This is a genomic window from Nostoc sp. PCC 9305 (genome assembly GCF_963920915.1).
Classification (GTDB): domain Bacteria; phylum Cyanobacteriota; class Cyanobacteriia; order Cyanobacteriales; family Nostocaceae; genus Nostoc.
On sequence record NZ_CAWUDN010000016.1, the window covers coordinates 73,367 to 95,584 of the forward strand.

Here is a 22,218-nt window from a genome sequence, read left to right on the forward strand (position 1 = left end):
CTAATGAGAATGAGCTTTTCTAAAAACTAAATTTAGTTTAAGCGTTTTTATACTATAGTTAAATGACTATATTTAGCTCATAAAAAATTGCTTTTTAATCTCTTTTTTAGAAGTTTTTTTAGGAAGTTCTAAAACATCTATATATGCTTGAGTTACTTGCTTTGCTGCTTTCGACCAGGAAAAATTATTGGCTTGTCTTGGACTATTAAACCTCAACACCTGACGCAATTTGTCATCTTGAAGTTTTGCAAATCCTGCCACGATATCAGCTTCATTTGTAGGCTCTACATATAAAACTGCATCTTTGCCAACTTCAGGTAAACTCGTAGTATTAGAAGTTATAACAGCTGCGCCAAGATTCATTGCCTCTAAAACTGGCAATCCAAATCCTTCATAAATTGATGGATAAACAAATGCCCAACAATTTTTATATAGCCAGTTTAGTGTATCATCATCCACATACCCCAGTCTACGAATATGCTTAGTCAAGCCTATATTGACAATGAAACTTTCAAGATCGTCTTCTAACCATCCTTGTCCTCCTGCTAAAACCAAAGGTTTAGGATCGTTATAAATATCGATATATTTTTTGTACGCCAACAAAGTTCGGCGTAAATTTTTCCTTGGTTCTAAAGTACCTACAGAAAGCCAAAAATTATCAGGTTCGAGGTCAGCAACAGGTTTTTCTTTATCACCATCCTGAAAACGACTTCCTAAATAGACTACACGAGTTCTTTCTATTGGAAAGTGGGGAAATATTTCCAGAAATCGTTGTCTAGAATATTCAGAAATAGCAATAATTAAATCGGCTTGCATTGCTGCATTGAAAACACCATTAAAACAATTCCATCGGTTTTCCTCAGAAGTATATTCTGGATGATCGAGGAAACTCAGATCGTATAAAGTATAAACAAACCGAGCAGAAGTAAAACGAGGACATGAAAAGTTGTTCCCGTGAACAATATCTGGATTTCCCAATTTTTCTTCATCAATTGCTGCTGAAGTACTCCAAAAAGCTAGAGATTCATGATGTGATAAATGGTCTAGTAGATGAGTACAATTACTTTTATGAAGGCGGCACGTACTAGTTCCATGCTCTTTATCCCAAAAAGTGTTTCCAAATGCGGAGTAAAGCAAATACTCATTATTGTTGTCGCAGCTTACTAGATGTTTTATAAGACTATCAGCAAAGTATCCACATCCTGCCTTGGCTTTTCCAGTTTGACTAATATCAAAACCGATCCTCATAATCTTTTCAATAGTAAAACTAAATTTTTAATCAGAAATATATTGGCAGCAATTAACCACCAAATCATCCTGACTGATGCCTTAACTGAAATCGATTTTTTCCAATGATAAAATGACCACAGACTATTAAAAATTACTGCATTCACAAAAATCATGTTTTGAAGAGGTTTTGTTCTGTCTAACTTCCAAGTCTCTTCTATCTTTACGTGTGCGTAAGCAAAAATCCATTTATCTGGTACATTTCCAAATTTGGAATGCATCATATTATTTATTTCATAATGCACAGCTATCCGTTGACCCAGTGTTTTATTAGTTTTATATAAGCGGGAACCAGAAAGCTTGCGTGGTATATAATGAAATGGTGTATTCTTCGCATAACGAAGCCACAATTCATAGTCCATACAGTACTTGAGAGAATCATTCAAGTTGCCATATTTTTTAACTAGACTACGGCGAAAAAATACTGATGGTTGGCAGAGAAAACAAGTTTCGATTAAACGTTGATAATTCCAATCCTCGGTCGGATAAGCTTCAATAACTCGGTCTTGTTCATCAATGTGATCGGCATCACCATATATAGCTTGTATATTGGGATAAGATTCAAAAATCTCTTTAATTGCCTGAAAAGTTCCTGGATAGTAAATATCATCAGAATTAATCCAAGCAATTATGTCACCTGTGGTCATAGCGATACCTTTATTAACGGCATCTGCTTGTCCTCTATCAGGTTCTGAAACCCACTTTATATACTTATCATAATTTTTTAAGATTTCTACAGTCCCATCTGTACTAGCACCATCACAGATTACATACTCCATTTCTGTATCTGCCAATTCTTGAGATAGCACACTCTGTATAGTTCTTTCTATAAAACAACCCTGACAAAAAGAAGGTGTAATAACGCTAAATTTTAAGTTCACACCACACTCTCTAATGCTAAAATTGAACTAGATGACCCATCAACTAAGTTTACTCGACAATGGCGCACCATCAACCCAAGCCGACGTTGATCCGAGTTCAGATTTAGTTGACTAGGTTGAAAGCTAGGCGATATTTGCACTGTTACCACTTCACCTGTAGGCAAAAGTGGCCAAATAACTTTCTGTGATTCGCCCCGAAGGCAATTGTAAGAAGCTTTTCTCTGTTTAGTGCGTAATTTTATCGTGGCTTTAGAGGTTGGATAAAATTCAGGAGTTTCAAACAAAATCTCTAGAGTTCGCCCTGACAAACCTGGCTCTATGGAAATATGAAACTCAGGTGCTGACCAACCATCATCATAAATGCCAGAAATCATGGTTTGAACTAATGTCTTTTGATTTAAAGCCTCTTTTTCAAATATACTTAAGTATTGGTAAGCCATTTCCTTACCATCAAATAGCTCTAATCTTTGAAACCCTTTTTTGACCAGTTGTTCAACTAATAATTGATTATCGTTAATCTTGGCCAAACATGATGCTATCTCATCTGGTTTTCGAGGATCGAAATAGATAACAGCATCTCCTCCAACTTCTGGTAAGCTAGCAGCATTACTAGATAATACTGGCTTACCAAATTTCATTGCTTCTAAAGTTGGAATCCCAAATCCTTCATATAATGAAGGGAAAATTAAACATTGACAACCTTGCCAAACAGCTGTTAATGTCTCTTGATTTAAAAATCCTAAAAATAGGATATTTTCGCTCAAACCCATAAGGTCTACTGCTTCCTTTAAATGATTTTCTTCATGTTCTAATGCACCTGTAAAAACTAAATCTAAAAATGAATTTGGAAACTGTTTTTTATATATTCCATAGGCTGTTAATAGGATAAGATGGTTTTTATGTGGCCAATAGTTAGCAGGATAAAATGCATATTTTCGTCCTGCTAAACCTATACTGTTGAGATGCTCTATAACAGTGCTTTCATTTAATTCAACTAGGCGTTCATGAATAGAAATCGGTACAACAGCAAGTTTATCGGGGGGCGTTTTAAAATGCTTGATAAATGATTGGCGTGTAAAATCTGAAATGCAAATGATTTTTTGGGACTTATTAAGAAGCTCAACTATAAATTTTGTTCGATGTTGCTGTTCTTGAGCAGTAAAGAAAAATTGGTAGTCTAAATGCTGCAAATCATAAGCAATAGCTACTAACGGAATATCTTTGTCAGCATATGTTGGTGCAGAGAAAGGACAAAATAGTAAATTAATCTTATTTTCTTTCAGTAAGGAGCTATAGCCTATAAAATTATTGAAATTAAAGTTAATTTTATTAACTATTTTTTTTACAAGTCTAGAGAAAAGCCCCAAATTATTGTTTTTTGGTGTATCAATTGAATCAGGAACTAATAGTCGCTCCATCCTATTAGTCTCGTATTGGGCTAATTCTAAATGATTCCAAGGAGCTGTAAGGAGTAAGAAATAATGATGAGGTGCTAATTCTTGAAATTGCTTTAGTAGGGTCAATACTAAAACTTTAGCGCCTCCATTTTCACCACCAGGTCGTAGAGGAGTTAAATCTATAGCAATTCTTAGAGATGGTTGTAATTCGCTCATATGGTAATTAATACATTCAATTTTTGAGTCTATAATTTGTATCCAACAACTGCATAATCTTGCGCTCCGTAAAAGTAATCATTAAATCGTTCAGCTACCTCAGAACCACTAAGCTTATAAGTTTCTGGGTAAGGGTGAAGATTGAGAATTTTTACTTGGTGTAGACCTTGCGTTTCCAGAATAAATTTAATCATGGAGCTTGGCAAAGGATTGTGATGCGTGGGATCGAAATAAAAATTACAACTACCAACTAATACATTTTGAGGATTAGGTGTTTCAAAAATGGCTAATCCACCAGGCTTAAGTACCCTGACTACTTCAGTGAAAAATTTCATTAACTTTGTAAAAGTTAGATGCTCAATAATATGAAAACCAGTTATCATTCCTAAGCTACTATCTGGTAAAGATTGTACATAAACCATTACATCCGCTTCTATCACCTCAAACCCCCTGGAGCGGGATTGTTCTACCATTACTTTGTTGATATCCAGACCTCTGGCTGTATATCCAGATTCCTGTAGCAACTCCAGCCATTCACCACGCCCACAACCTACATCTAAAATTGGTGATTCATGTGTGCCTATCTTTGCTTCCTCAATCAATGGCAAATAAACTTTTAATCTGTCTAATATTTCTTCCCGACTACCTCGAAACTGCTCTTCAAATGCAGCATAAAAGGCATCTAAAAAGTGCATGTCTTCATTTACAAAGGTTTCTAACTCTTTTTGAGTGAAAGGTTCTGGTAAACGTTTTCTTGCTTCTTCCAAAAACACTGTTATTAAACGCTTTTGCTGCATTAAGTCATTTTTGAGGTAACTATCGTTTCTGATGTAATGCTCATTGATTTCTTGAATACGAGCATTTGCTGTATTTATACGATTATCTGTTGTAATTAATTGATCGCCCATTCTTTCAATACGAGCATCTACAATATTTTTATGCTCATCTATTTCTTGCACTAGACGATTCAGAGTATCCAAACGTTCTTGAATGCCAGTTAGCCAGTTGGTAATTAAAGTATGAATAGCATTTAAGCTGTCATCTATTCCTTGGATGCTATTATCCAGAGTAACTAAGCGCTCATCCAACCCTTGAAAGCGATTCTCTACAGTAATCAAGCGCCTATCTAATTGTTGGATGCTGTTATCCAGAGTAACTAAGCACTCATCCAACTCTGGAAGGCGATTATCCATAGCAATCAGGCGCTCATCCAACTCTGGAAAGCGATTATCCATAGCAACCAGTCGCTCATCCAACTCTGGAAAACGATTATCCATAGCAACCAGGCGCTCATCCAATCCTGGAAAGCGATTATCCATAGAAATCAGGCGATCATCTAGCCCTTGGATGTTGTTATCCACTTGCGTTTTTAAAGTCGCAATGTGTTCCACTAGCTGGTGATTAAGTGCTACAGACTCTTTTAGAGAATTAATTATACTAAAATTGATTTCTCGTTGATCTTTAAAGATAAAGTTCACGATTTTTAGAATAAGTTTTTGCAACTTACCACTTAAATTGAAAGGAAAAAGATTAAGTTTATCTGGCCACTTTGTACGGGCACTTGAGCGAGATTCTGCATTTTCAATAAAAGTTTCAATATAACTAATACTTAACTTCAAGTTTGATGTGTCTAGATGAGATTGTGAATCTACTAACTGAGAATGAGCTTGATTTTTGCTAACATGCTCAACATCTTTATGTATTAATTCATCAATATTAGTTTCAGGATAATTGGATTCAATCATTTATTTATTACTTAACCTCAATTATTTCTTGATATGATTTTAATTTCTAGATTAGATATGGTATTTAATTAATGCTTATATAACCCTGATTTCAATGTCCTTCATTAAATAAGTTGGCGCTACATCAAACCAGCGTACACCTTCCTGTACCAATGTAACTCTCAGGATATAGTTACCTTTTTGTGCTAGCGATCTAAGTTTAATTTTATACGTTTCTTTAGGTACTTTATTGAATAAGTGTTTCAACACTATATCTTCAGAGCTATTTAAGTGGGGAAATATCTTTGTTCGTTGTCCCTCAAAAACAATGTAATCGGTAGATTGTTCATTCATCCAATGATACGAAATGTGAACTGGATGAGAACCATAACTATTAAGAGTAAATTTGCTAGAGTTTTCAATTTCTAATTTAATTTCAAATTCACTATCTACATTTACTACTTTTGGATGATCTTTCACAAATATCTTGATTTTTCCAGCAGAGATGGGTGGGATAGGGAACATTTGTAAACTACTCTTCAGATGTTCCCGATTTATGGGTCGATGCGAAGCAACTACAAATAGACTAGTCGCTGCACCTATTTCTCTTGTAGAAAACTTTTTTACTAAACTTCCACCTGGATTTTGGGTATCACCAAACCATAAACATACATGGTTAAAGTGTTTGCTTAATTGCTTTTTCAAAATCCTTGGCGATTGTTCATTAATATGCATTAGTAGCTCATATCTTGAGCGGGGCTGTGGTGGTAGGTAGGCACCAACAGAAGCAGCAATTTTCCTTTTACGTGGATATTCATATTTGTAATACCAAAGATTTGGAAAAGTATGCACAACAAATAATCCGTCTTGTTTAAGACTGTGGGCGACTTGCTGATAAAGCGCATCTAGTTCTTCAAAAGCTAAGTGTTCAATTACGTCAGAAGCTAGTGCTAGATCATACTTATCTGGAAGTTGTACATTGCAGACATGATCGCAGATGAATTCTACGTTGGCTGCTAACTCAGCTTCTCCATTAAAACAATTTTTTGCTAGTTCAATGGCATTTGGTGAATAGTCAATAGATGTAACCGCAAAACCTTGACGAGCAAAATAATAACTAAGTTCACCTCGCCCACAACCAATGTCAAGTACTCGTCCTGATGCTTTCAAACTAGCGATCGCTGCTACAGATTGCAATCTTGGATCTTCTAACTTCTTCCCTTGATTTTGTTTATAAGTATCAAATCCGCTACAGTCTTGAGTATAGTAGTGACTAGTATAACTTTGACGAATGTCTAGACTAGAATTAGTATTGTGGTGGTGTTCTTCAAGCTCACTTAAATAATTATTAGAAACTTTTATTAATAACTCTCCGGCATAACCTGGTATTACACCATACCAATCGAGCAAATCAGCATATCTAAATAAGAAATCACTAACTGCCATAAAGTTCTGCTGCGTCCACATGTATCCATCTACCAACACATAGTGGGATTGCTTAATAGCAAGTTCCAAATCATGAAAGGAACCATCTCCATTTTGTTGCCCATCCACATGAATAAGATCGTAGACATTACCAGGCAAGCGTTTCATTACCTGTGTATCAGCAATAATAAATTCAGTATTAAACTGCTTAGTAATTTCTTTTGCCCAATTAATTGCACCTTTGACACCACCAAAATCATTGGTATCTAAGTCAATACCAGTATATTTAGTATTAGGGTATCCGTGTAGGAAAGCTGCGGCAGAATAACCAAAACGTACTCCTATTTCTAGGATATTAGTAGGTTTTAATTCCTGAGCGATCGCAGATTTGAGTTTGTAATAATCAATCCACTCATCAAAAAGATGTAACAAAGGATCTTCTGGATTAGTAGTTTTTCTAAAGTCATATTCTGTCTGTTTTGCCTGTTTAATTATAGAGTCAAACATAAGTATATTTATGAATAGAAATAGAAGGAGAAAGATTTACTATACCTGACCACAGTATTGAGTCTTTGTTTCTGAGAACTTTTAATGCGGCGACATTATGAGCATAAACTAATGTTCTCTGAAATAAACTTTCCCCAATTGCACTATCAGCTACACCAAATGTAATTGTATATTCACCCTCCATCAAAGGCACTTTAAACTTAAAGCAAATCTCCAGTAAAGTACCACTTTCTACTCGACCTATTTTTTTCCCCATACATAGAGTATTAGTTTCAAAAATTACCTCACCTGTTCTTTCCCGTATTTTAAAACCAATATGGGGATCTTCAAAATACTGGGAAAATAAAACTCCTACGGAAATCTGTAATAACTGCTCACTAATTACAACTTTTATTTCTCGTTCTGTTTCATCTAAAAACCTCACAAATTCTATGCTTACTTCTGGCGCATTAATAACCACTTCTTGTACTGATTCTGAGGTTATATCTAAAAATTCTTTATTTTCCTCAGAAGTAACATAATTAGAATCTGGAACCATTTGAATTTCTACTGTTTCCGATCGTATATCTTTTTTTTGTAACAGCTTGGCTTCATATAAATCAATTACTTGCCTTGGTTTAGCATCCAACACTAAATTTCCTGCTTCCATAAATAAAGCTCTGTTACAGATTTTATGTACAACAGACGAGTCATGGGAAACAAATAAAAGTGTTGTTCCCATACGTGTTAGATTTCTAATCCGCTCAAAACATTTCTGCTGAAAGTAAATATCTCCAACTGCTAGTGCTTCATCTACAATTAGAATGTCAGGATCAACACTTACTGCAACTGCAAATGCTAATCTCACGAACATACCACTTGAATAAGTTTTAACAGGCTGATCGATAAAATCTCCGATATCAGCAAATTCCACTATCTCATTGTATTTTGCTTCGATTTCTTCACGACTTAACCCTAAAATTTGTCCATTGAAAAATACATTTTGTCTTCCAGTAAATTCAGGATTAAATCCGCTGCCTAGTTCTAGTAAAGCTGAAACTCTGCCGTGAATCCAGACATCTCCTGTAGTTGCTGTCAAGGTTCTAGCAATGATTTGTAGTAATGTACTTTTCCCAGAACCATTTTGACCAATAATTCCTAATTTCTCTCCTTTAGTAATTTCTAAGTTAATATCCCGCAATGCCCAAAATTCTTGAGCGTGGCTCTTACTAGGTAGTAAAGTTTCTTTGAGCCTATCTACCGGACGAGCATAACGCTTGTAGCACTTTGAGATATTCTTCAGTGAAATTACAATCTCCTCACCCATAACACTGCATACTTAAACTAATAATGAATTTCACACGGTACAAATTTATCAATTAAAAATTAGTTACTTCATTATAATTTTGGCTTGTGGTTGAATTATATCGCTATCTACATATACAGTTCACGTTAGCATTTGCTTGTTTTAAAAGCGGCTAACTAATCAAGCCTTGACTACAACACGTCGGCAAAAGCTGGACGCAAATGCTTGTATACTGTAAAACCACAACAAAATATAATTGTTGCTATGACACAAGCAACTCCCCATTCACCCCAGTGCTTTACTTCTCCAACTAAAACTATGTCACGATAAACCTCTGCGATCGCTGCCATTGGATTTAACCAGAATACCAAACTCCGCCATTCCTCTGGAACTGCTGATACTGGATAGACAAGCGGTGTTGCATAAAACCAAATATTTAAAATTACTCCTAAAGTCTGCGGGATATCTCGCAAAAATACAGTTAGTCCGGCTGTTAAATAGCCCAACCCTGCTGTTAGCAATAACTGTGTTAACCAGATCAAGGGTAATAGCGCCAAGCTAGTATGTAAAGTATGAGCATTGATCGCCACGAAAAAAATCAATGCCATTAAACCAAAGGAACTCTCAATGAATGTTGACAAAATTGGCACTAGGGGTAATAAAGTTAAAGGAAATACCACCTTCTTGACTAAATTTGGTTGTCCTAGTACCGAATTAGCGGACTGCGTGAGACCACCCGTAAAAGCAATCCAAGGAAGTAAGCCTGCAAATAGCCACAAACCAAAGGTAAAATCATTTTCTGGTAAACCCTTGAGAGTAGTCAGCTTCACTTTCAACACAGTGGAAAATACATAAGTATAAATCAGTAACTGGGATAGCTGATTTAGCAAAGGCCACAAGTTACCTAAAATAGAACCCTTGTAACGTGCCTCTAAATCCCGGCGTACTAGAGTTCTTAATAAGTCGAACTTTACCCATAACTGTTCATCTATGGGCAAGATACGCCTCCATCTCCCTACCTTACGTACAACTCCCCGCATTGTCGGCAACAATTTTTGCTTCCTCGCTTACTACTCACTATCCGCTCACCTAATTGCTCTCACTGAAGCCTATTATATTTATGAAAGTTCCTTTTTCAGGCACTTTCAAATAGAAAAAATATCCAACTACTTCTTGTGATGTGCGTATCTTACACGCCTTTGGTTAAATGTGGGTAGGCAGGATGTCCACCTCATAAGATTGGATAATTTATTTGTTGGAAATCTCTTCAGTGCTTTTAGAATCTATCATCACTAGAAAATTGTATCCAAATTATCTTGTGGATCATACAATAAATAGAATCTTGTCAAGTGTATTTTTACTACAAATATAACGTCTGTTTGTCAGGCTCCTTCTTTCTTAAGGATGGGAGTTTTTGCTTAACTCAAGTTATCTGGATCAATTCCTTGCGATCGCAAATACTCTGCTAATCGATCAGCCCGTTGGCGTTCCTGTTCAGCCCTTTGGCGTTCCTGTTCAGCCCTTTGGCGTTCCTGTTCAGCTTGTTCTCTTCGAGTCGGCACCCAACCCGCAGAATTATACCAACGCAACCACAAACCTGTTGTCTGCTGATAACTACCTTGCCAAAGACCCAATCCTAGCTCTAACTCTTCTAACCATAGGCGGTTCTCTGGTAAAGATATTGCTTCGTAACGAGTGCCATTGAGCTTAAAGGCACGCAAATGGTTTTCATAGCGATCGTAGATAACGTAGTAGGGAACCCGTAAAATCTGTTCATATACTTCCCACTTCGTTGGGGGTCGGTTTACTTCCCGCAGTGTTTTTCCTAAGTCTTCTTGTTCTGTACCAGGTGAAAGTAATTCAACTACTAAAAATGGATCAATTCCTTCTTGCCAAATAACGTAACTTAAGCGTAGGTCTTGCTGTTGGCTAGCACTAGGTAATCCTAAAACCATGTACCAATCAGGACGCTTGTACCACAAAGGATGGCGGGGATCGTAGTAAAGATTTAAGTCGCTAGCAAGCAAAATTTCCTCAGATGGATAAGCAAGAGGCTGACAAGTCTCACTGAGCAAATCTGCCTGAATTCGGTGAAATTCATCTGGCAAACCTGATTCCCCCACTAATTCACTGGGTAAATCATACATCGTAGGCATTGTTTCTTGTGGCGGACGGGGTGGATCTGTTTGATACATGACTACTACCTTTGTTGCTTAACTCAAGCTATCTGGATGAACCTCTAACGATCGCAAATGTTCCACTAGCACTAAGTCTTTGCGATCGCACCTGTTGTTAATTTTAAGTTCTTAGGTCAGAAGGTAGGAGTTACGATTCTCTCCCTCACTCCTCATCTCCACTGAATTTATGAGAGCAGAGTCACGGATTCCGCTACACTGAGACTTGGTTTATCTGAATTGTAATCAGGCATGGAAATCGGACAAAAGGTTAAAGTCTATCGTTTGCGCGATCGCGTTTCTCCCCCAGTTGTAAAAAAACTCGGACAAGTGGGTATTATCCAAGGCTACAAAGTTACCGATGGTGGTGGTATCGGTGTAGTGCTGCTGTTTGACGATAATTATTCCACTTGGTTTTTTGAAGATGAAATCAAACCTGTGTAGTAGTAAAGAACTCAGATCCAAGTTTTTCTTGGTATCTGAAATTTTAAGCACAGGTTGAGAGTCTTTGTTGAGTGCTAAGTTGGAGTTGAAAAGATCGGCGGTGAAAATAGGAATCAACTAATGGCTCTAATATTGACATTTTTGGGCAAAGGCGGCACCGCTCGTACCAAAATTGCGATCGCCGCCGCCAAATTATTGGCAAGTCAAGGCAAGCGCGTACTCCTAGCAGGACAAGCAGAACCAACATTGCAAATCCTGCTGGGCACTCCCATTGCTGCCGATCCCCAGGAAATCGCTCCCAATTTGCAAGTAGTCCAGTTTCAAGCATCTGTTCTACTAGAACGCAACTGGGACGAAGTGAAGAAACTTGAGGCGCAATATCTCCGCACACCCATCTTCAAAGACGTTTTTGGTCAAGAACTGGTAGTCTTGCCGGGGATGGACAACGCCCTGGCACTGAATGCTATCCGCGAATATGATGCCAGTGGCAAATATGATGCGATCGTCTACGATGGCACGGGCGACTCTTTAACGCTGCGAATGTTGGGTTTGCCAGAGTCTCTGAGTTGGTATGTCCGGCGATTCCGGCAATTATTTGTCAACTCCGACTTGGGGAAGACGATTACTGAATCACCTTTGATTCAACCTCTGATTAGCAGTTTTTTCAATGTCAACTGGACAGCAGATAACTTTGCCGCTCCCACTAACCAAGTCAATAATTTCTTAGAAAAGGGTAGAGCCGCTCTGGCAGATCCCAAGCGTCTTGTTGCTTTCTTAGTGACTACAGGAGATCCGATTGAGGTCGCAAATGCTCGTTATTTATGGGGTAGCGCTCAACAAATCGGTTTAACTGTTGGTGGTGTTCTGCTTGTGTCTAACGGGACAAATGTCAACCTGTCAGAGGAATTTATACCCCTACCTGTGAGCGTCGTTCCTAACTCGCCCACGGGTGATTGGCAACCACTGATAGACGCTCTACCCAACTTTGAAGCACAAGCTTTACAGGCTCCCAAACCGATTGAAATAGACATCCACAATCGTCAAGTACGCTTATTCTTGCCAGGATTTGACAAAAAGCAGGTCAAACTTACCCAATATGGGCCAGAAGTCACGGTAGAAGCAGGAGATCAGCGGCGCAATATTCCCTTACCCCCGGCTCTGAGTGGCAGACCCGTTGCTGGAGCAAAGTTTCAGAATAATTATTTGATAATTTCGTTTTAATTTAGTTAGGAGTTAGGAGTGACGAGTTAGGAATAAAACAATAATTCATAACTTTTAACTCCTAACTCCTCACTCTAAAAAAAATACGCTTTATGTCAGAATCAACTCCCATTACCCCAGACCCTAACCCATCTGAGGCATTGGACTCAGTAGTAAATAATCCCAATGAGCAAGCGATGGCTCTGCCAACGCCAAGGGCGAACGCATCTGCCGATCGCAATGCGAAAACTAGGCAGATGTTGGGGATGAAAGGTGCAGCGTCTGGGGAAACTTCGATTTGGAAAATTCGTTTACAGCTAATGAAGCCGATTACCTGGATTCCCCTAATTTGGGGTGTAGTCTGTGGTGCGGCTTCTTCTGGTAACTATACTTGGACGCTGGAAAATGTCTTGAAGGTAGCAGCCTGTATGTTATTGGCTGGGCCATTGATGACAGGTTACACCCAAATCCTTAATGATTACTACGATCGCGAAATCGATGCCATTAATGAACCTTATCGCCCGATTCCCTCTGGTGCAATTCCCCTACCTCAAGTAATTATTCAGATTTGGGTATTACTGATTGCTGGCATTAGTTTGGCATTTGTGCTCGATGTGTGGTCTGGTCATGAATTCCCCACAATTACAGCGATCGCGATTATCGGTTCTTTCATCGCTTATATTTATTCTGCGCCTCCCCTGAAACTCAAGCAAAACGGCTGGCTAGGCAGCTACGCTTTGGGTGCAAGCTACATTACCCTACCTTGGTCTACAGGACACGCTTTATTTGGCGAACTGAATTCCACAATTGTGATTTTGACAATGTTCTACAGCTTGGCTGGATTGGGTATTGCCATTGTCAATGACTTCAAGAGTGTAGAAGGCGATCGCCAGTTAGGATTAAATTCACTACCTGTAATGTTTGGCATCACCACCGCATCTTGGATTTGTGTAGTGACAATTGATGTTTTTCAAGGATTGATTGCAGCTTATCTCGTCAGCATCCATGAGAATTTGTATGCAGCAATACTAGTACTGTTAATCATCCCGCAAATTACCTTGCAGGATATGTATTTCCTACGTGACCCCGTGAAAAATGATGTTAAGTACCAAGCCAGCGCCCAACCTTTTCTTGTTCTGGGAATGCTAGTAACAGGTTTAGCCCTGGGTCATGCTGGCGTTTAACTTATACTTCTGGAAAAGTCAGGAATTAGGAGTAAAACCGGAGACGTCCTGCCTCCGGTTAAGAGGTAATATACTTTTAATTCCTAATTTGTATCAGGACATAACGTGTTTAAACTGATATCTTTCCTCATTCATGGGATTCAACCTTTGTTAATTCCGATTTGTTTTATCGGTGCTTGGACTGTAACTATTCTCGTTGTTTTGAGCCTCTGGGCAGCGGCGCGAGATAGTGTAACTACAGCCAAGCAAATGCATCAAATCCCCTGTACTGGTTGCCAATTTTTTACTGATAATTACCGTCTTAAATGTACTGTACGCCCATCTATTGCCAATACAGAAGAAGCGATTCATTGTTCTGACTATCAACCGAAGACGAATCCTTATCTGTATTAGAGACTGGGGACTGGTAGAGATGAGGGAGATAAGAGAGACAAGAGGAATAACCTATGACAAATGACAAATGACAAATGACAAATGACTATTAACTAATCTCCAATAATATCTTTAAAACACCCCGACCCTGAGCGTGTTCAAAAGCTGCAAGCCCTTCAATAAGAGGATAGGTGGCATGAATCAGGGGTTGCACATCAACTTTTCCTGTGGCTAGTAGCTGGAGAGCCGGAGTAAAGGGGCCACAACGGGAGCCGATAAGGGTGATTTCATCCACTACTAGAGAAGAAGCATCTAGGCTGAGGTTGCCAGCATAAGTACTTTTCAGTACAAGAGTACCACGGGGACGTAAGGCGCGGCGGGCGATCGCAAATCCTTCTGGGTTGCCAGTGCATTCTACTGAGATATCGAAATATCCATCTGTAACAGCGTCGGCTAGACTCGTTTTTATCCCCCGTGCTTCTAAGTTAGCCAGTTTGTCTCGATGACGCCCCACAGCTACGAGTTCACAGCCATTTAGAGCTAGTGTCTGGGCTACTAACTGCCCTAGTTTGCCGTCTCCAACCACTAGCACCCGATGGTTTGGATGCAATGGCACTTGCTGCTGAATTTCCAAAGCTGCTGCTATAGGTTCAGTAAATGTTGCTACTTCTGTCGGCACATTATCGGGTACTAAATGCAGGTTCTCCACCGGCAAACAGAGATATTCACTAAAGGCTCCGTTGCGGTTGACAATACCCAGAACTGTACGATTTTCGCAGTGAGTTGGTTGTCCACTACGACAAAACCGACAATGCCCACACACAGCGTTGATTTCTCCAACTACGCGTTGGTTAACTAAGTGTTCTGGCCCTTGTTCGACAATGCCGACAAATTCATGCCCCAAAATACCAGTGTAAGGATAGTAGCCTCTGAGTAGTTCCAGGTCAGTGTTACAGATACCTGCACGTAAGACGCGTACTAAGGCTTCTCCTGGTGGCGGTTCAGGAACGGGAATATCTGTGCGTAATTGCAAATGGTTGTTTTCGAGCCAAAGTCCTTTCATTTCTCTTCACATCCTTTGCCTAATTATGTAGTCATAATCACTTGGAAAAATGTTTACAAATATAAGGGTATACATCTGTACCGACATACCCACCCCTATGCCTCTGTAGAAGGTATGTCTTTAATTTTGGTTACATCAACTTTACTTAACCAAGTAACTAAGTCGTCTGAGCCAAGTGCAATCTCACTCCCCAAGGTTTTGATATAGAGAAGTCCGTCACTGATTATTAAATCTCTAATTGGATACCATGAATCTCGTGTTCTAATCAGAAGTTCCAACGGAATTCCTGCCCTGGAATTATACTTACAATATTTCCACCAGGCTCGCCATAGAATGACACATTTAGTACAATTCATTTGATAGCCTTTGGGAACTTCGCAGTATTGATACTGATAGAAACCCCGACTATCTACTTCTCCTTTGAGGATATAACTATATTCTGCTAATGCCTGATTTATCAATTCCCACTGGGTTGATTTTGGAGAAATTGAGAATTCAGATAAGGTGTTAGATAGTTGAGCAGTGGCAATTACGCCTTCAGATTTTGCTGTCAGTTGATTGATTTTATACACTGTTTGCGCTGTCAAAACAGGATTTGACAACAAAATATCTTTTTTCTGAATAGAGTTTTGCACAAACTCTCGAATTAAATCTAGATTAGACAACATAAAATTTTTTATACTAAATTAACCAGTGTAATGAAAGTCACAACACTACTTAAATTAATAACTACACTGGTTTTGCACTTAAATCAGGATTATTACCAGCTTTATTTATACTCAATTCTTTGTTGAACTAGGGTTTTGTTAAGTTTAATATCGGTTATGCTGTTGTCCACTAGGCTAGTTGACAAAATCACTGTTTCCAGTTTAACGAGCTGCAAATTAAATTTTTACGCCTTCGAGAAAAGGTTGAAATACCGGAATTAATTCGGGACGACTAACCACAAGGGTGGGAAAAGAGCGATCGCTATAATCTTCTCCCGGTGACAATGGAAACGGCTCTGATTTGAGTGATGACCAAACGCCACCAGCAGCCTGGACAATTACCCAAGCCCCGGCTAAGTCCCAAACTTTTGGTGTAGCTTCAATACCACCGAGAGTAGCCCCAGTGGCAACTGTCAAAAAGTTATAGCTAGCTACACCCAACATCCGAATTTTGCAAGGAAAGCCGTTTTTGATAGCTGCGGTGCTACGGGAACAGAGGTTAAAAAAGTGATTATTGCTGGGACTATCAATACTAGTGTGGATGGGGTGGTGGTTGAGAAATGCTCCTGTTGGTGTTGCTAAACCAGATGAACCTGCCCAGAAACCATGAAAAGCTTGATTCAAAGTTGGTGCGTAAACATACCCGAAAATAGGTGTACCTCGATATAGTAAACCCAGAGATATTGTCCAGATGGGAATGCCGCGTGTGAAGTTGGTTGTACCATCGAGAGGGTCAATTACCCAGCACCACTCAGTACCGGGAAATGATTTATCGCTCTCTTCGCTCAAAATGCCGTAACCAGAGAAATTAGAAGCGATCGCATCCCGAATTTCCTGATCTGCCCATTTATCTGCTTGCGTCACCAAACTACCATCAGCTTTTTGGTCAGCCTGTACTTTCCCAAAATCTTGCATTAGCTGCTTGCCCACTCTGGTAGTGGTAGTTTGGGCAAACTCAAGAATTGTTGTCCAAAAATCATTCATTGGTTATTTGTCATTTGTCATTTGTCATTGGTCATTTGTCCCATGCCCCATGACCTATACAGTTTAGTCTAAATCGCTTTCCAAAACTGAAGCGATCGCTTGCTTGGTACTTGTTTGAAATTCTGTGATGTTCACCCGATTTAGAAACCAAATCGACAGCAACATTCCCACGGCTTCTAGAACGAATACCAGTCCATAAGCTAGTTCTAGGCTTGGTAGCAGCTTGCGTCCAATATCTAAAACTGTACCTCCGATTACCACCGCGATTCCTCTAGAGAGGGACTGCGCTAATCCCCAGGCCCCAATAAACGTACCTGCGGCTTCTGCTGCGGTTAGATCCAACATCAAGCTAATTGCTGCTGTAGTTAAGAAACCTGCGGCTAAACCGAAAAAGAACAAACCTAGTTTGAGAACCGCTGCATTAGCTGTGAATCCTGATATACCTAGCAATATTGCACAGAATGCTACCAACATACAGCCAAAACGTGCGGTTCTGCGCTTACCCAAACGCGGGACAATATAAAAGCCCGTAACGCCGTAGGCAATCAGCAAACCCGTTCCATAAAAAATATTTAATTTGGTACTTTCCGCTAGGGGCATTTTAAACACTTGACCCGCATAAGGTTCCAAAACTGGGTCTTGCATAAACAAACTGATAGTCATCACCAATAAAAAGGTGAAAAACACACCTGTCTGTGGGCTAGCTGTCAATATTTTCCAAGCATTACCTAGAGTAATGCTGTCTTCCCGGTTCAGCAGTGTGGAACGGGTTGAGTATTGAGAGTACTTTTTTTCTACGCCGAATGTCGCTGCGATCGCTAAACCAAATACAATTGCTGGGACGATAAAAAACAATCTGTTGATTGCTGGCTGCAAGGTTGATATGGAAGCACCTAATGTTAATGGCTGTAGTAACTTGGCACTAATAATCGCCCCAACAATAATCCCCACCATTAGCATCGACCAAACTACACCGACTACTTTGGAACGGTTATCTTCTTCAGATATATCCACCAACAAAGCAGCAAAAGCAGTACCGCTAGCACAAATTCCTAGACCGTAGACAGCGAAAACTAAAGCCAAAAGTGCTGTCCAGCCGATTGTTTGGGTTGTCCATACCCAAGTACCTGCACTATTTCCAGCTATATTAAGCTGCCAGATTACTTGTATAGCTAAAAAGGCTGCGATCGCAAATATTGCCGCGCCCACCCAAACATAAGCTGTACGATGATATCCCCATAACGGCTTGGCATCGGAAATCTGGCCGAACCAGATACGGGAAGGAGCAACAAATAAAGGCAGTGCTAAAACTACTGATACCAGCGTCGCCGGAATTGCTATTTCTTGAATCATGACTCTATTTAGTACTCCCAGAGTCAAGATAGACATCATGCTCAACCCCATCTGAAATAAACCCAGCCGAAACATGGTCAGCAGGTTTACCCTTGGCACAGATAGGGATTTTGTTTTGGTATCAAATACTTCACCGCTTGCCATAGCTACTTTTTCGTATGGTTTATAGGATTTAATCTCTCTCTCTTTAAATAAAGATAAACCCTACTCACTCCAAATCAGCGAACGAAAAGTTGAAGTTGCGATTTGGCAAGCGATTATACATCTCAATTAGGGTGTGCTTCAGCCAAGTTAGGATTAATTTTTAGGGATTGGTTGTAATCTGCGATGTCTACGACGGGCTAGGCCTACGCATAACGAGAGAATTTTAGGATGAAATAGTGAAACGAGACTCCATTTACTATCAAATTTTTAAGCGCTTTCCTGGGTTACTCTTTGAACTGGTTGATAATCCTCCTCTGCAAGGGCAAAACTATCGATTTGAATCACCTGAAGTCAAAGAAACCGCTTTCCGCATCGATGGTGTATTTTTACCTCCAGAGGGTGCAACATCCAGGGTGATCTTTTTTGCTGAAGTTCAATTCCAAAAAGATGAAGCCCTTTACCATCGATTCTTTACCGAGTCGCTGATGTACCTGAATCGAAATCGTTCTCAGTACGATGACTGGTTCTGTGTGGTAATTTTTTCATCACGCTCTTTGGAACCAAGAGATCAAAAAACTCATCGAATATTTCTCAACAGCGACCAAGTGCAGCGAATCTATTTAGATGAGTTAGGCGCAACGAATCAGCAGCCAATAGGCATCAACTTGATGCAGTTGACTCTAGCATCGGATGAAGTGATGGCAGAGCAAGCAAAGCAATTGATTGAGCGGGTAAAATTAGAGTCAACGGACATGCTGCCGAAAAACGAAATACTAGACATCATCACCACAATCGTCGTTTATAAGTTTTCGACCTTGAGTAGAGAGGAAGTTGAAGCTATGTTGGGATTGACTTTGGAGCAAACAAGGGTTTATCAGGAAGCGAAAGCCGAGGGTCGAGAAGAGGGTCGAGAAGAAGGCCGAGAAGAACGCGAAGCTGAAATGTTGAAACTTACCGTCCCTCTGTTGCTAAAAACAGGCATGAGTATGGAACAGATTGCTCAACATCTCAATGTTGATATAGAAGCTGTCCAGATTGCTGCACAGTCAACCACATAGAATGAGGAAGTTGAAGCTATGCTGGGATTGACTTTGGAGCAAACAAGAGTTAATCAGGAAGCGAAAGCCGAGGGTCGAGAAGAACGGAAAACTGAAATATTGAAACTTACCGTCCCTCTGTTACTAAAAACAGGGATGAGTGTGGAGCAGATTGCTCAACATCTCAATGTTGATATAGAAGCTGTCCAGCTTGCCACACAACAAAATACATAGAATGGGCATTTTATGTCTGTTGTGATATTTTTGCAAAATGAGGAGAGCTTGATAAGAATCCTCAATTGTCCTTTTATGGTTTCCAGAGCGATCATGCCAAAATGTGACAGATTCGGATGTTCATGACTTCATCGAATTGGATCTGCTAAGGTTTACATACCCCCTCTACACTCCCCAAAAACGCCCTAAACGCCTCAGCATAGTAAGGCATATCATTTACACCTCTCAAAACTTCCATTTTATCCCATTTGATAAGTTTGGCTTAATTAGCATGGGGATACATCTGCTCAGATTCAGCAGACAAGATTCTGTGGGCTGAGTTTATAGAATCGTGTATTGAGGGTAAAGGATGGAAGCAGGGGATTCAGATGTTACCGAGCATTTAGAACTGTTATACAATATCTAAATCTGCTTACTATCGAACAGATGTTATCTAAAATAAGAGTTCAGCACTATAAGAGCCTCTTCGATACTGAAGTAGCTTTAGAACCATTAACCGTATTCATTGGGCCTAATGGTTCTGGAAAGTCGAATATTTGTGAAGCTCTTGCTGTATTATCTAATTTTCTTCAAAGACTTATAGATAATACAGATACTAATCATATAATCGACTTTTTTGCAGAGTCTTTAAAGACTGTAAGCAAGAACCAGCCAAGCATTGAATCTAAATTCTGGCATGGAAAGCTAGATTATTTTTTGTTTGAGGTCAGTACCCTCACTACAACAGAAAGCATTCATGTTGAAAAATCTAAAAACTTTTTAGACCTATCAGTTCATCTTGATTATCCTCAGCGAAAAGTTTGTTTAAGAAATATTGAAAAGACTCGCAGTCAAACAAATAACTATACAAGGGAACTAAGAGAATTTCTGGTTTCTAATGAATACTCAGATTCTCCGCTTGCAAATGCTCTCAGAAAAGTTAGTATTTATGATTTTGCCCCAGTTGATCTGTCTAGTAAAGCCGCATCAACTGGCAGTATGGGCAGGACTGGACAAGGAATTACCTATGCTCTAGTTGATATTTTGCACGCTAATCGTAAAAGTTTTGACGAATTAGAGGATCGTTTGACGCGGCTCGTTCCTAATATAGAAAGAATTGTATTGCCCCGTGGAGACAATCAAACCTTTTTACTGGAATTAATTGATAGATATTCAGAACATCATATTCCCGCTTATGACATCTCAGATGGAACACTTAGAATCCTAGCTTTTCTAACCGCACTTTATCAAGAGAACACTCCAAGTATCGTTTGCTTTGAGGAAATAGAGAATGGAGTTCATCCTTGGCTGTTGCACAAAATGATAGAGCTATTAAAAATTATCTCGACAGAAGGAATTACTGGTAAGCCTGTTCAAGTGTTAATCACAACTCATTCTCCTGTACTACTAAATTATATTGAACCTCACCAAGTACGTGCCGTTGAGCTAGATAACGAAGGGAAAACTCAAGTCCATACTTTACCCACAGATTCTGTGCGTTTCCAGAAAGCGCTGGAAGCTTATGATGGAGAGTTAGGTGAGCTTTGGTTTACGAATACATTTGGAGGCAATCCGGTATGAATCGTCCGATTCGTATTGGGCTAATTGCTGAAGGAGAGGCAGAACTTGGAGCAAGTATTCCGTATATCAAACCAGAAGACGGTGGAAAGGTTATTGAAAGAAATAATGAGGGAGCACTTCATACCTTAATTAGGCAAGAGCTTGAAAGCGCTGGATTACCTGATTGTGATTTTGTCCAGAGACACCCATCAAGCAGCGAAAGTAAGTGTTTTAAACGAAGAACTGGACATTCAGTTTTAGATCCAAAATATTTAGCACAGGTAGTTATCTCTTGGAAACCTGAGGAGGTAGACATGATCCTCATTGTGGTTGATGCAGATGATAATTTATCTCAAAGGCAACGGGATTTAGAGCGTGCTTTGAATAAAATTCGTGACAATCACTTAGATGTCAACGAGCAACCAATCAATAATCGTAGTGCAGGAGGTTTAGCGATTAGAAATTTTGAGACGTGGTTGCTGGCTGACACTCAAACTGTTTCAAATATTTTAGATGTAGAGCTTGAAAAATTTGAAGGTTTAGAGGATTTAGATGGTACAAAAGATATTTTAGAGAAAGCGATTGCAGAATCAAGTTATCTCTCTGAAGAAAGTAGCAATCAACGTCCGCTTAAAATTCGATGGAACTTAGCTTTTCAGATTAATTTAGCTATTCTCAAAATCTCCTGTCCGAATGGATATGCTGCTTTTGCACTATCTTTAATTAACGCTGGAAAAGCGGTTACTGAACTTAATACTAATGACGCACCAAATCTTTAATGCCCAATGCCTTATTCGCAGCATTACCTATAACAATACATTATAAAAATCAAAAATGTTGAACACAAACTTATCACACCTTGAGGAGGAAGTACCTAAAAAATAGCGATCGCACTCCAGCAACTACAATGAGAGTCCCAGTTAATGAAGACTATTTGATACAAGCCTGATACAAGCAAAAACAGCACTACAAAAGATTTTATAGTAAATCTAAGAGTAATACTTACTACTGGAGTTTAGACTAAAAGCGATATGAGAGAACGCAAATCAAAAGGAATTAGA

General features: G+C 39.3%; 20 protein-coding genes. 8 read left to right on the forward strand and 12 right to left on the reverse strand.

What is annotated here, in order from left to right:
- Positions 1-72: 72 nt before the first annotated feature.
- The 8 genes from ACM0OX_RS08740 to ACM0OX_RS08775 all read right to left on the reverse strand — a co-directional run bounded on the left by ACM0OX_RS08740 (position 73) and on the right by ACM0OX_RS08775 (position 10,917).
- Positions 73-1,248 (reverse strand): glycosyltransferase family 4 protein, encoded by a 1,176-nt coding sequence (locus tag ACM0OX_RS08740; protein ID WP_414514527.1) that lies wholly within the window; start codon positions 1,246-1,248, stop codon positions 73-75.
- Positions 1,245-2,168 (reverse strand): glycosyltransferase family 2 protein, encoded by a 924-nt coding sequence (locus ACM0OX_RS08745; protein WP_414514528.1) that lies wholly within the window; start codon positions 2,166-2,168, stop codon positions 1,245-1,247. Before ACM0OX_RS08745 ends, ACM0OX_RS08740 begins: the two co-directional genes overlap by 4 nt.
- Positions 2,165-3,781 (reverse strand): glycosyltransferase family 4 protein, encoded by a 1,617-nt coding sequence (locus ACM0OX_RS08750; protein WP_414514529.1) that lies wholly within the window; start codon positions 3,779-3,781, stop codon positions 2,165-2,167. Before ACM0OX_RS08750 ends, ACM0OX_RS08745 begins: the two co-directional genes overlap by 4 nt.
- 29 nt (positions 3,782-3,810) lie before the next feature.
- On the reverse strand, positions 3,811-5,526 hold the full coding sequence (locus tag ACM0OX_RS08755; RefSeq protein ID WP_414514530.1) for a methyltransferase domain-containing protein: 1,716 nt from the start codon (positions 5,524-5,526) through the stop codon (positions 3,811-3,813).
- Positions 5,527-5,601: 75 nt separating this feature from the next.
- Positions 5,602-7,437: a methyltransferase domain-containing protein gene (locus ACM0OX_RS08760; protein ID WP_414514531.1), complete on the reverse strand. Its 1,836-nt coding sequence runs from the start codon at positions 7,435-7,437 to the stop codon at positions 5,602-5,604.
- Complete coding sequence (locus ACM0OX_RS08765) at positions 7,430-8,743, reverse strand: ABC transporter ATP-binding protein (RefSeq protein ID WP_414514532.1); 1,314 nt, start codon at positions 8,741-8,743, stop codon at positions 7,430-7,432. The genes ACM0OX_RS08760 and ACM0OX_RS08765 overlap by 8 nt, the downstream gene beginning before the upstream one ends.
- Before the next feature lie 170 nt (positions 8,744-8,913).
- Complete coding sequence (locus ACM0OX_RS08770) at positions 8,914-9,762, reverse strand: ABC transporter permease (RefSeq protein WP_414514545.1); 849 nt, start codon at positions 9,760-9,762, stop codon at positions 8,914-8,916.
- Positions 9,763-10,140: 378 nt separating this feature from the next.
- Positions 10,141-10,917 (reverse strand): Uma2 family endonuclease, encoded by a 777-nt coding sequence (locus ACM0OX_RS08775; RefSeq protein WP_414514533.1) that lies wholly within the window; start codon positions 10,915-10,917, stop codon positions 10,141-10,143.
- A 231-nt stretch (positions 10,918-11,148) separates the two neighbouring features.
- On the opposite strand from ACM0OX_RS08775, the gene ACM0OX_RS08780 reads away from it, so the two are divergent.
- From ACM0OX_RS08780 to ACM0OX_RS08795, 4 genes are all read left to right on the forward strand, one after another.
- Positions 11,149-11,340 carry a DUF2862 domain-containing protein gene (locus tag ACM0OX_RS08780; RefSeq protein ID WP_334768076.1) on the forward strand — a complete coding sequence of 64 codons (192 nt, stop codon included), beginning with the start codon at positions 11,149-11,151 and terminating at the stop codon, positions 11,338-11,340.
- Positions 11,341-11,460: 120 nt separating this feature from the next.
- Positions 11,461-12,561 (forward strand): ArsA family ATPase, encoded by a 1,101-nt coding sequence (locus ACM0OX_RS08785; RefSeq protein ID WP_414514534.1) that lies wholly within the window; start codon positions 11,461-11,463, stop codon positions 12,559-12,561.
- Between the two features lie 92 nt (positions 12,562-12,653).
- Entirely contained in the window at positions 12,654-13,724 is a 1,071-nt protein-coding gene (gene chlG / locus ACM0OX_RS08790) for a chlorophyll synthase ChlG (protein WP_414514535.1), read from the forward strand.
- Positions 13,725-13,829: 105 nt separating this feature from the next.
- The gene (locus ACM0OX_RS08795) at positions 13,830-14,117 is read left to right on the forward strand and encodes a hypothetical protein (protein ID WP_335198912.1); all 288 of its coding nucleotides are present in this window, start codon (positions 13,830-13,832) and stop codon (positions 14,115-14,117) included.
- Positions 14,118-14,205: 88 nt separating this feature from the next.
- Here ACM0OX_RS08795 and ACM0OX_RS08800 read toward each other — a convergent pair whose 3' ends face one another.
- The 4 genes from ACM0OX_RS08800 to ACM0OX_RS08815 form a co-directional block, all read right to left on the reverse strand.
- On the reverse strand, positions 14,206-15,159 hold the full coding sequence (locus ACM0OX_RS08800) for an MDR/zinc-dependent alcohol dehydrogenase-like family protein (RefSeq protein ID WP_414514536.1): 954 nt from the start codon (positions 15,157-15,159) through the stop codon (positions 14,206-14,208).
- Positions 15,160-15,254: 95 nt separating this feature from the next.
- A complete protein-coding gene (locus ACM0OX_RS08805) occupies positions 15,255-15,827 on the reverse strand; it encodes a hypothetical protein (protein ID WP_414514537.1) in 573 nt (190 codons plus the stop codon).
- Positions 15,828-16,043: 216 nt separating this feature from the next.
- Entirely contained in the window at positions 16,044-16,850 is an 807-nt protein-coding gene (locus ACM0OX_RS08810) for an inositol monophosphatase family protein (RefSeq protein WP_414514538.1), read from the reverse strand.
- Positions 16,851-16,913: 63 nt separating this feature from the next.
- Positions 16,914-18,347 carry a BCD family MFS transporter gene (locus ACM0OX_RS08815; protein WP_414514539.1) on the reverse strand — a complete coding sequence of 478 codons (1,434 nt, stop codon included), beginning with the start codon at positions 18,345-18,347 and terminating at the stop codon, positions 16,914-16,916.
- Positions 18,348-18,583: 236 nt separating this feature from the next.
- On the opposite strand from ACM0OX_RS08815, the gene ACM0OX_RS08820 reads away from it, so the two are divergent.
- The 4 genes from ACM0OX_RS08820 to ACM0OX_RS08835 all read left to right on the forward strand — a co-directional run bounded on the left by ACM0OX_RS08820 (position 18,584) and on the right by ACM0OX_RS08835 (position 21,936).
- Positions 18,584-19,405, forward strand: coding sequence for an Rpn family recombination-promoting nuclease/putative transposase (locus ACM0OX_RS08820; protein ID WP_414514540.1), 822 nt, complete (start codon positions 18,584-18,586; stop codon positions 19,403-19,405).
- Between the two features lie 18 nt (positions 19,406-19,423).
- Positions 19,424-19,618, forward strand: a complete 195-nt coding sequence (locus tag ACM0OX_RS08825; RefSeq protein WP_414514541.1) for a hypothetical protein — start codon at positions 19,424-19,426, stop codon at positions 19,616-19,618.
- A gap of 426 nt (positions 19,619-20,044) precedes the next feature.
- Positions 20,045-21,178, forward strand: a complete 1,134-nt coding sequence (locus ACM0OX_RS08830) for an AAA family ATPase (protein ID WP_414514542.1) — start codon at positions 20,045-20,047, stop codon at positions 21,176-21,178.
- Positions 21,175-21,936 (forward strand): hypothetical protein, encoded by a 762-nt coding sequence (locus ACM0OX_RS08835; protein ID WP_414514543.1) that lies wholly within the window; start codon positions 21,175-21,177, stop codon positions 21,934-21,936. The genes ACM0OX_RS08830 and ACM0OX_RS08835 overlap by 4 nt, the downstream gene beginning before the upstream one ends.
- The last annotated feature ends 282 nt before the right edge of the window (positions 21,937-22,218 follow it).

Excerpts from the sequence above, each read along its gene's own strand:
- ACM0OX_RS08740 (WP_414514527.1), bottom strand. The coding sequence starts at position 1,248 with ATGAGGATCGGTTTTGATATTAGTCAAACTGGAAAAGCCAAGGCAGGA.
- ACM0OX_RS08750 (WP_414514529.1), bottom strand. The coding sequence starts at position 3,781 with ATGAGCGAATTACAACCATCTCTAAGAATTGCTATAGATTTAACTCCT.
- ACM0OX_RS08755 (WP_414514530.1), bottom strand. The coding sequence starts at position 5,526 with ATGATTGAATCCAATTATCCTGAAACTAATATTGATGAATTAATACAT.
- ACM0OX_RS08760 (WP_414514531.1), bottom strand. The coding sequence starts at position 7,437 with ATGTTTGACTCTATAATTAAACAGGCAAAACAGACAGAATATGACTTT.
- ACM0OX_RS08765 (WP_414514532.1), bottom strand. The coding sequence starts at position 8,743 with ATGGGTGAGGAGATTGTAATTTCACTGAAGAATATCTCAAAGTGCTAC.
- ACM0OX_RS08770 (WP_414514545.1), bottom strand. The coding sequence starts at position 9,762 with ATGCGGGGAGTTGTACGTAAGGTAGGGAGATGGAGGCGTATCTTGCCC.
- ACM0OX_RS08775 (WP_414514533.1), bottom strand. The coding sequence starts at position 10,917 with ATGTATCAAACAGATCCACCCCGTCCGCCACAAGAAACAATGCCTACG.
- ACM0OX_RS08780 (WP_334768076.1), top strand. The coding sequence starts at position 11,149 with ATGGAAATCGGACAAAAGGTTAAAGTCTATCGTTTGCGCGATCGCGTT.
- ACM0OX_RS08785 (WP_414514534.1), top strand. The coding sequence starts at position 11,461 with ATGGCTCTAATATTGACATTTTTGGGCAAAGGCGGCACCGCTCGTACC.
- chlG (WP_414514535.1), top strand. The coding sequence starts at position 12,654 with ATGTCAGAATCAACTCCCATTACCCCAGACCCTAACCCATCTGAGGCA.
- ACM0OX_RS08800 (WP_414514536.1), bottom strand. The coding sequence starts at position 15,159 with ATGAAAGGACTTTGGCTCGAAAACAACCATTTGCAATTACGCACAGAT.
- ACM0OX_RS08805 (WP_414514537.1), bottom strand. The coding sequence starts at position 15,827 with ATGTTGTCTAATCTAGATTTAATTCGAGAGTTTGTGCAAAACTCTATT.
- ACM0OX_RS08810 (WP_414514538.1), bottom strand. The coding sequence starts at position 16,850 with ATGAATGATTTTTGGACAACAATTCTTGAGTTTGCCCAAACTACCACT.
- ACM0OX_RS08815 (WP_414514539.1), bottom strand. The coding sequence starts at position 18,347 with ATGGCAAGCGGTGAAGTATTTGATACCAAAACAAAATCCCTATCTGTG.
- ACM0OX_RS08825 (WP_414514541.1), top strand. The coding sequence starts at position 19,424 with ATGCTGGGATTGACTTTGGAGCAAACAAGAGTTAATCAGGAAGCGAAA.
- ACM0OX_RS08830 (WP_414514542.1), top strand. The coding sequence starts at position 20,045 with ATGTTATCTAAAATAAGAGTTCAGCACTATAAGAGCCTCTTCGATACT.
- ACM0OX_RS08835 (WP_414514543.1), top strand. The coding sequence starts at position 21,175 with ATGAATCGTCCGATTCGTATTGGGCTAATTGCTGAAGGAGAGGCAGAA.